The sequence below is a fragment of the Variovorax sp. Soil_C_17 genome (genome assembly GCF_057657265.1).
Map to the genome: position 1 here is coordinate 199,050 of NZ_JBDGIT010000008.1, position 6,397 is coordinate 205,446.

At 63.3% G+C, this 6,397-nt stretch carries 7 protein-coding genes; 5 read left to right on the top strand and 2 right to left on the bottom strand.

All coding sequences use genetic code 11. From position 1 onward, the window contains the following. Positions 1-25: 25 nt before the first annotated feature. The gene (locus AC3A6Y_RS28445; protein WP_487871582.1) at positions 26-499 is read right to left on the bottom strand and encodes an Lrp/AsnC family transcriptional regulator; all 474 of its coding nucleotides are present in this window, start codon (positions 497-499) and stop codon (positions 26-28) included. 152 nt (positions 500-651) lie between these two features. On the opposite strand from AC3A6Y_RS28445, the gene hppD reads away from it, so the two are divergent. The 3 genes from hppD to phhA are packed head-to-tail and all read left to right on the top strand — an operon-like array spanning position 652 to position 3,507. Next, positions 652-1,779 carry a 4-hydroxyphenylpyruvate dioxygenase gene (gene hppD / locus AC3A6Y_RS28450; RefSeq protein WP_487871583.1) on the top strand — a complete coding sequence of 376 codons (1,128 nt, stop codon included), beginning with the start codon at positions 652-654 and terminating at the stop codon, positions 1,777-1,779. Between the two features lie 27 nt (positions 1,780-1,806). After that, complete coding sequence (locus AC3A6Y_RS28455) at positions 1,807-2,616, top strand: transporter substrate-binding domain-containing protein (protein WP_487871584.1); 810 nt, start codon at positions 1,807-1,809, stop codon at positions 2,614-2,616. A 21-nt stretch (positions 2,617-2,637) separates the two neighbouring features. Continuing rightward, positions 2,638-3,507 carry a phenylalanine 4-monooxygenase gene (gene phhA, locus AC3A6Y_RS28460; protein ID WP_487871585.1) on the top strand — a complete coding sequence of 290 codons (870 nt, stop codon included), beginning with the start codon at positions 2,638-2,640 and terminating at the stop codon, positions 3,505-3,507. 11 nt (positions 3,508-3,518) lie between these two features. Here the strand turns inward: phhA and AC3A6Y_RS28465 are convergent, their stop codons facing one another. Beyond that, on the bottom strand, positions 3,519-4,253 hold the full coding sequence (locus tag AC3A6Y_RS28465; protein WP_487871586.1) for an esterase/lipase family protein: 735 nt from the start codon (positions 4,251-4,253) through the stop codon (positions 3,519-3,521). 256 nt (positions 4,254-4,509) lie between these two features. On the opposite strand from AC3A6Y_RS28465, the gene AC3A6Y_RS28470 reads away from it, so the two are divergent. Further along, positions 4,510-6,201, top strand: coding sequence for an AMP-binding protein (locus AC3A6Y_RS28470; RefSeq protein ID WP_487871594.1), 1,692 nt, complete (start codon positions 4,510-4,512; stop codon positions 6,199-6,201). A gap of 15 nt (positions 6,202-6,216) precedes the next feature. Further along, a partial coding sequence (locus AC3A6Y_RS28475; RefSeq protein WP_487871587.1) for a hypothetical protein occupies positions 6,217-6,397 on the top strand: 181 nt, incomplete at its 3' end.

The window sequence follows — 6,397 nt, forward strand, 5'->3', positions numbered from 1 at the left end:
TGGCCCAAATAATAGTCGCTACCGGCTATATCGGCACGGCCGTGGTCGCTTTGACTCGGTCCAGCACGAAGCTGGTCTTGCAGTCTTCCACGCTGGGATGCTTGAGCAGCGTGTCCATGATGAAGCGGCTGTAGTGCGCCATATCGGCCACAACGACGCGCAACAGGTAGTCCATTTCTCCAGTGAGCGCGGCACATTCCACAACCTCCGGCCAGGTCTGAACACTGGCGCGGAACAGGTCCATGGGGTTGCGCTTATGGGTCTCGGTGTGCTTTTCGAGTCGGACGTTGAGATAGGCCGTGAGGCCCAAGCCGACCGCCTCGGGCTTGACCAAGGCGACGTAGCGGTCGATGACCCCGCTTTCCTCCAGCCGCCGGACGCGCCGCAGCACCGCGCTGGGCGAAAGGCTGACCTCTTCGGCGAGTTGATCATAGGTGGCGCGACCGTCGCTTTGCAGCGTGCGCAAAATCAATCTATCCAGCTTGTCGAGTGCGTTCATTCCTCCATTTTTACAGCTTTCATGCGTTTCCTTGCTCATCTAGGCCTGATAACGCTGAAATCATGAGGAGCTCCGCTCTTACAGTTCCACACGTGCCAGGCACAACCCGAGCGCCACACTGAACATCCCCGCCCATCCCCTTGGAGACACCCATGAGCACCGCCGACGCCCCCGCCTTCACCCCTTGGGACAACCCCATGGGCACCGACGGCTTCGAATTCATCGAATACGCCGCGCCCGATCCGGCCGCCATGGGCAAGGTCTTCGAGCGCATGGGCTTCAAGGCGGTGGCCAAGCACCGCCACAAGAACGTGCTGCTGTACCGTCAGGGCACCATCAACTTCATCGTCAATGCCGAGCCGGATTCCTTCGCGCAGCGTTTCGCGCGCCAGCACGGCCCCAGCGTCTGCGCCATCGCCTTCCGAGTGCAGGACGCCAAGGCCGCCTACGAGCGCGCCACCTCCCTCGGTGCCTGGGGCTTTGCCGACAAGGCCGGGCCCGGTGAACTGAACATCCCCGCCATCAAGGGCATCGGCGACAGCCTGATCTACCTGGTCGACCGCTGGCGCGGCAAGAACGGAGCGCAGCCCGGCGACATCGGCAACATCGGCTTCTACGACGTGGACTTCGAGGCGCTGCCCGGCTTGACTGCGCAGCAAGCGCTGGCGCCGGAAGGCAATGGCCTCACCTACATCGACCATTTGACGCACAACGTGCACCGCGGCCGCATGAACGAATGGGCGGACTTCTACGAGCGCCTCTTCAACTTCCGCGAGATCAAGTACTTCGACATCGAAGGCCAGGTGACCGGCGTGAAGAGCAAGGCGATGACCAGCCCCTGCGGAAAGATCCGCATCCCGATCAACGAGGAAGGCAAGGAACAGGCCGGCCAGATCCAGGAGTACCTGGACCTCTATCGCGGAGAAGGCATCCAGCACATCGCGATGGGCTCGGACAACCTCTACAAGACGGTCGATGCACTGCGCGCCAGCGGCGTGAAGCTGCTCGACACCATCGACACCTACTACGAGCTGGTGGACAAGCGCATCCCTGGCCACGGCGAAAGCATCACCGAACTGCAAAAGCGCAAGATCCTGATCGACGGCAAGAAGGGCGCGCTGCTGCTGCAGATCTTCAGCGAAAACCAGTTGGGCCCGATCTTCTTCGAGTTCATCCAGCGCAAGGGCGACGACGGCTTCGGCAACGGCAACTTCAAGGCGCTGTTCGAAAGCATCGAGCTCGACCAGATTCGCCGCGGGGTCTTGAGCGCCGCACAATAGTTGCTCCATCACATACAGGAGTAAGGAATGCGTCGTCTCGGTTCTTGGATTCGCTCGTCATCGATCGCGGCTGCGGTCCTCGCTCTGGTCGGCTGCGCGATGAATGCGCAGCAGCGGCCGCAAAGCATGGCTGCATCGCATCTCGATGCAGTGCAGAAGGCGGGCGTGCTGCGCATCTGCACGCCCGGCGACTACAAGCCCTTCAGTTTCCAGAAGGCCGATGCGAGCTACGAAGGCATCGACGTCGACTTGATGACGAGCTTCAGCGGCAGCCTCAATGCGAAGCCGGAGTGGATAAGGACGACGTGGGCCAACCTGCTGACCGACCTCGCCGCGGGCAAGTGCGACCTCGCGGTGGGCGGCGTCTCGGTAACCACCGAGCGGCAGAAGCGCGCCTTCTTCAGCGCGCCTTACATGGTCAACGGCAAGACGCCGATCGCGCGCTGCGCCGATGTCGGCAAGTATCAGAGCGTGACCGCCATCGACAAACCGGAGGTCCGGGTGATCTTCAACCCCGGCGGCAGCAACGAACGCTTCGCGCGCGCCAACTTCAAGCGCGCCAAGCTCACGATGCACGGCGAGAACGTGACGATCTTCGACGAAATTCTCGCGAATCGCGCCGATGTTTTCGTGACCGAGGCGGCCGAGGCGATCACGCAGCAGAAGCTCAAGCCGGGCCTGTGCGCCGTCAACCCCGACGAGCCGCTTCAGTATGGCGAGATGGCCTGGATGCTGCCGCGCGACGACATCGCCTTCAAGGCCTATGTCGACCAGTGGCTGCACCTGGCGCAGGCCGGTGGCGAGTTCCAGCGCGTGATGGACCGCTGGCTCAAGTAAACAAACTATTCGGAGCTTTCCATGGAGACGCCATCAGGTGCGGTCATGCCCGCCGTCTACGGCCAGTCGGACCGGCCGCCGCGCGGCGACTATTCGCGGGGCGGCGCGGTCTTGGCCGACTACACCTGCCCGCAGGACTGGGGCAGCTACACGCCGGCCGACCATGACACTTATCGGCGCCTCTACGAGCGGCAGGCCGCGCAGTTGACCGGGCTGGCCTGCGATGCTTTCATCGCATCGCTGCCTTTGCTCGGCATCAAGGACCGCATTCCGCGCTTCGACGAGATCAACGAGCGGCTTTACAAGGCGACACGCTGGGAGATCGTCGCCGTGCCCGGGCTGATCCCGGAGCTGCCCTTCTTCACGCTTCTGGCAAACCGCAAGTTCCCGGTCACGGACTGGATCCGCAAGCCCGAGGAGTTCGACTACATCGTCGAGCCCGACGTGTTCCACGATCTCTTCGGCCATGTGCCCATGCTGTTCGACCCGACCTTTGCCGACTACGTGCAGCGCTACGGCCAGGGTGGCATCAAGGCGCATGACCTCGGCGCTGGTGAAAAGCTCGCGCGGCTTTACTGGTACACGGTCGAGTTCGGGCTCATCCGTCAGGCCGAGGGCGTGCGCGCATACGGCGCAGGCATCCTGAGTTCGGTCGGCGAGCTGCGACACGCGGTGCGCAGCGAGGAGCCACTGCGCTTGCCGCTCGATCTGCTGCGCGCCATGCGCACGCGCTACAAGATCGACACCTACCAAGCCAATTACTTCGTGATCGACAGCTTTGCTCAATTGTTCGAGATGACTGCACCGGACTTCACGCCGCTCTACGAGGCGCTCGCCGCGAAGCCGGACATCGAGCCCGGCGTGTTGCTGCCGGGCGAATCCTCTCTCTGAGCTGCGCTTCCTCAGTCTTCGAGCAAGGCGAGGGTCTGCTCTCGCAGGCCTGGGACGAAGGCCAGCTCCACATGCCCACGACCCGGCACGAGCCGGTTGTCGGCATTGGGAAGCGTGGCCGTCGAGGTGGGGAACACGACGTTGTCGCAGTTCGAGTACCAGCAAGTGAACGGAACTTGGCGCGTGCTGACGCATTCGCTCTCCATCTGCCGCATCCATTCGCCGTCGATTCGCATCTGGCGCCCGCTGGCCGTACGGCCGAAGCGAGCCAGCCACGTTCCCCGGTGCGGCGTGCCGATGGTCACGATACGATGCACGCGCTTCGCATCGGCACCGCGCAGCCAGGCGCGAGCCGCCAGGCCGCCCATGCTGTGGCAGATCAGCAAGGGGGCCTGCCCCGTGGCCGCGGTCACACGCGAGATCGCTTCGTCGATGGTCTGCACATAGTGCTCGATCGGGCCGAGGACCGGCTCCAGATTGACGGCCACGAAGGCACGATTCCTCGCACGCAATGCACGTAACCACGGGTTCCAGAAGCCACGGTTGCAGAGGAAGCCGTGAATCAGCACCGCGCCGCGATGGCGGCTGCTCTCCGGCAGGTGATCGGGCACGGCGCCCGAGCGGAATGGCTGCTGCCAACAGAACACCTGCAGGGCCGTGCGGCTTTCGGCGAGCCAGGCCCGGACGCACTGCATGACCGTGGCGCGGCTCAAGGGATCCCGGCCGCTGACGTGGTAGCTGGCCATGAGCTCCAGCGCCAGAAAGACCGCATGGCCCAGGCCCAGGACCAACAGCCCACCCGCTGCCACGAGGGGCGAATGCGGCCACCAGACGCTGGTCCACACGATGGCGGCCAGTAGCCAGACCAGCACGATGCATTGCTGTAGACGCGCGACCATGCGGCGGACTATCGCATGCGCGACAGGATCGATCGCGACCCTAGGACAAGCCCGCTGGTGGCATCGCCAAGCTCGCTTCGACAATCCGCGCCAAGGAGATCGCATGCAATCAGCCGTGTTGAAGAGCTATCCGCCCGGTGTGCCGCACGAGGTGCACCCGGAGCAATACCGTTCGCTGCGCCACATGTTCGAGGAGTCCTTCCGGCGCTATGCGAGTCGGCCGTTCTCGGTCTGCATGGAACGGTGGATGAGCTACGCGGAGCTCGACGAGCTCTCCGGGGCTCTCGGTGCCTGGCTGCAGTCGCGAGGCCTGGAGCCCGGCGCGCGTGTGGCCATCATGCTGCCCAACGTGCCGCAGTTCGCCGTCACCATGGCAGGGGTACTGCGCGCGGGGTACACGTGTGTCAATGTCAATCCGCTGTACACGGCGCGCGAGCTCGAGCACCAGTTGAAGGATTCCGGCGCCACCGCCATCATCATCCTCGAGAACTTCGCAGCCACGCTCCAACAGGTCATCGAGCAGACGCCGATCAAGCATGTGGTGGTCGCGTCGATGGGCGACCTGCTGGGCGGACTCTACGGTACCTGGATCACCTTGGCGGTGCGGCACCTGGCGAAGATGGTGCCGGCCTACAAGCTGCCGCTCGACAAGGGCCGGACCGTGACGCCCTTTACCAAGGCGATCGATGAAGGCAAGGGGCGCACTCTCGGGCCCGACACCAGCACGCTGGATTCGATCGCCTTCCTGCAGTACACCGGCGGCACCACCGGACTCTCGAAGGGGGCCGTGCTGACGCACCGCAACATCGTCGCGGCAACGCTGCAGGCCGAGGCATGGTTCACGCCGGCGCTGGAGCGGGCGGGCGACCTGTCGAAGGTCAACAGCATCGCGGCGCTCCCGCTCTATCACATTTTCGCGCTAACGCTGTGCCTGCTCGCAATTCGACAGGGTTCACATCTCACGCTGATTCCCAATCCGCGCGACTTCGACAAGTTCATTGCCGTGCTCAAGAAGCGGCCCTTTCACATGCTGCCGGCGGTCAACACCCTGTTCAACGCGCTGTTGGTGCATCCGGAATTCAAGACCGTCGACTTCTCCACGCTTTTCGTGTCCCAGGCGGGCGGCATGGCAGCATCAGAAGGGACCGCACGCAAATGGTTCGAGGCCACGGGCTGCCCGATGATCGAGGGATGGGGCATGAGCGAGACCTGCGCGATCGGCACGAACAATCCGGTTTCCAACACCACCTTCACCGGCACCATCGGCTTGCCCCTACCGAGCATCGAGATCGCAATCAAGGACGACGAAGGGCGCTCCTTGCCACCCGGCGAGGCGGGCGAGCTCTGCATCAAGGGGCCGAATGTGATGGTCGGCTATTACAACCAACCAGCGGAGACCGCAGCAGCGTTCACCGCCGATGGCTTCATGCGCACCGGCGACATCGCGGTCATGCAGGAGGATGGGTACAGCCGGATCGTCGACCGCAAGAAGGACATGATCTTGGTGAGCGGTTTCAACGTGTTCCCGAACGAACTCGAGAACGTCATCTCCTTGTGCCCAGGCGTGGTCGAATGCGCGGCAATCGGGGTGCCGGACGAGAAGCAGGGCGAGGCGATCAAGGTCTTTGTAGTGCGCAGGGATCCCACGCTGACGGAGGATGCGGTAATGCGTTACTGCAATGATCAGTTGACCGGTTACAAGCGGCCCAAGCACATCGAGTTCAGAGACAGCCTGCCGAAGACAAACGTCGGAAAGATCTTGCGGCGGCAATTGCGCCCCAACGCGACCGCTTGAAACATCTTGGCCGGCTTGCCGGCCCTGTTGAGCGCGAGTGCAGCACCGACAAATACTGCGCATCGGAATGCCACAATTCCACAAGCGCGGCTTGCGCACCGGCGCGCCACTTCGCAGTTCAAAAAAGCAAAAAGCCCAACCATGACTGGTTGGGCTTTTTGGGGCTGTAAGAGCCTGACGATGACCTACTTTCACA

What these genes read in the sequence shown, in the direction of transcription:
- phhA (WP_487871585.1), top strand. Translation starts at nt 2,638, where the DNA reads ATGGAGACGCCATCAGGTGCGGTCATGCCCGCCGTCTACGGCCAGTCG.
- AC3A6Y_RS28455 (WP_487871584.1), top strand. Translation starts at nt 1,807, where the DNA reads ATGCGTCGTCTCGGTTCTTGGATTCGCTCGTCATCGATCGCGGCTGCG.
- AC3A6Y_RS28445 (WP_487871582.1), bottom strand. Translation starts at nt 499, where the DNA reads ATGAACGCACTCGACAAGCTGGATAGATTGATTTTGCGCACGCTGCAA.
- AC3A6Y_RS28470 (WP_487871594.1), top strand. Translation starts at nt 4,510, where the DNA reads ATGCAATCAGCCGTGTTGAAGAGCTATCCGCCCGGTGTGCCGCACGAG.
- hppD (WP_487871583.1), top strand. Translation starts at nt 652, where the DNA reads ATGAGCACCGCCGACGCCCCCGCCTTCACCCCTTGGGACAACCCCATG.
- AC3A6Y_RS28465 (WP_487871586.1), bottom strand. Translation starts at nt 4,253, where the DNA reads ATGGCCAGCTACCACGTCAGCGGCCGGGATCCCTTGAGCCGCGCCACG.